The following is a 1,586-nucleotide window of genomic DNA, read 5'->3' as shown; positions in this document are numbered from 1 at the left end:
AAGAACGAAGCGATCAGCACGTGGATCAGCGGCTTGCGGTAACGCCACAACGACGGCGCAAACCAATGGAAGCCGAATGTTTTCGGGTCGATCCCGGCGCCGAAACGCCGGCGCGCCACCAGGATCAGCAGCGGCTCGATCTCGGCGATCAGTTCGTCCATCGCGACTTCGCGCGCGACATGGGAGACGGGATCGACAATGCGCCACCGGCCGTCAGGCGTCTTGCCGGCGAACACGCTGTAGCAGCCGGTCTTCAGGCGCAGCAGGGCGGGGACGGGCGCGCTGGCGAGCCGCTGCGGCGTGGGATGTTCGATGACGCGCGCCCTGAGACCGATGCGCGCCGCGCCGCGCACAATATCCCTTGGCGTTTCCTCCGGCGTCGCTATTGCAAGATCCTTGGCGAGATGGCTCGCGTCGGCGGAGATGCGATAATAGGCGGCGACGCCACACAAGGCCAGAAGCCCGGTGTGGACAGGCGTTTCAACTTTCGCCTCAGCTGTCCGCGCGTGGGCAAGTTGTTCCGATTCCGGCAAAAGATCTTGCTGAATATTCATTGTCAGCCTGCAGTCGAGCCCGTGAGTGGGGTTTGCGTCAGCCGGCCACCCAATGCTCACACACTCATTAGGAATGGAGCACAGTTCTATTGTCAACACGAGGGGCGGGAGGCGTTTGTCGCGCGCGTCAATGGCCGTTAGCGTTTAGATCAAGGTTCTCCGATGATCTCGCAAGAGGCCGACGTGGACAGGACAGATCTTTCGACCAGGTCCATGATGCGCTCGGCAAGGTCGGTGGAGTCGATCGGCTTGCGCACAGGGTCGACTGTTTCATGCGCGGCTTCCGCCATGAACGATGTCGCGGCCTCCATGGCGTTGCCGGTGATCAGGATCGCGGGCACGCGAGGCCTTGCGGCTTGCGCCGCCTGGATCAGTTCGACCCCGCTCGTCCGCGCCATGGTCAGGTCGGTGACGAGGACATCGATATCGAGATTTCCGCCGATCAGGCGTAGCGCCTCCGTGCCGTCCGCCGCCTCCACAACCCGAAAACCATGGTCGGCGAGTTCGGCCGAGGCGCGGGGCGGTCCGGCAGGGAGTCCCTGCCGCAATGCTGGATGTCGATCTCGCGGGGGCTATGCGAATATCGCAGTCGCAGACACCGGCGCGGCCATGGACGTGGCGCCTCTCGCTTAGCCCATGGAGCCATTTCTCAAGACTAAAGAGCAAGGGCCGGGGACGGGGCTGTAACCGCCGATGGCGCGCGGCCTCGCCCAGCAAGTCGGGCGGCGTGCGGCTCCTGCCGCTTGCATTAGGGTCACAAACCGGGCTGGCGCGGCGCCCTCGGCGGACCAACTCCGGAAGTCGTGGAGGAAAACGCCATTTTGAGCGACCGTGACAAGCAGCAAAACACGCAGGAGCGGAGCCAAAACATCGAGCGGCTTCAGTCTGAGCAGCACGGCGACGAGGAGGGGGGGCGCCGCTTGAGCGTGACAGCGCCGGTCGACGGCTGTCTCCCGGCGCCGAGATTGCGTCGCCGCCGGATCGGCTTGGTTAAGTCTTTGTTTTCACGGCGACACGTTGGCGGACCGCTCC

Annotated in this window: 3 protein-coding genes; 1 reads left to right on the top strand and 2 read right to left on the bottom strand. The window is 64.3% G+C overall.

The window, feature by feature from the left end; translation table 11 throughout:
- Both GJ654_RS20620 and GJ654_RS20615 read right to left on the bottom strand, forming a co-directional pair.
- Positions 1 to 554 (bottom strand): cysteine peptidase family C39 domain-containing protein (locus tag GJ654_RS20620; RefSeq protein ID WP_246664859.1); only part of this gene is annotated, 554 nt, incomplete at its 3' end.
- 149 nt (positions 555 to 703) lie between these two features.
- Complete coding sequence (locus GJ654_RS20615) at positions 704 to 1,102, bottom strand: response regulator (RefSeq protein ID WP_155448056.1); 399 nt, start codon at positions 1,100 to 1,102, stop codon at positions 704 to 706.
- A gap of 255 nt (positions 1,103 to 1,357) precedes the next feature.
- Between GJ654_RS20615 and GJ654_RS21030 the strand changes: the two genes are divergently transcribed.
- The coding region (locus GJ654_RS21030; RefSeq protein WP_425540409.1) for a hypothetical protein at positions 1,358 to 1,586 on the top strand (229 nt) is incomplete at its 3' end.

It is taken from the genome of Rhodoblastus acidophilus, assembly GCF_009720655.1.
Lineage (GTDB): Bacteria > Pseudomonadota > Alphaproteobacteria > Rhizobiales > Beijerinckiaceae > Rhodoblastus > Rhodoblastus acidophilus_A.
Note: the sequence above shows the minus strand (reverse complement) of the source record. Positions and strands in the feature narration are given on the sequence as shown.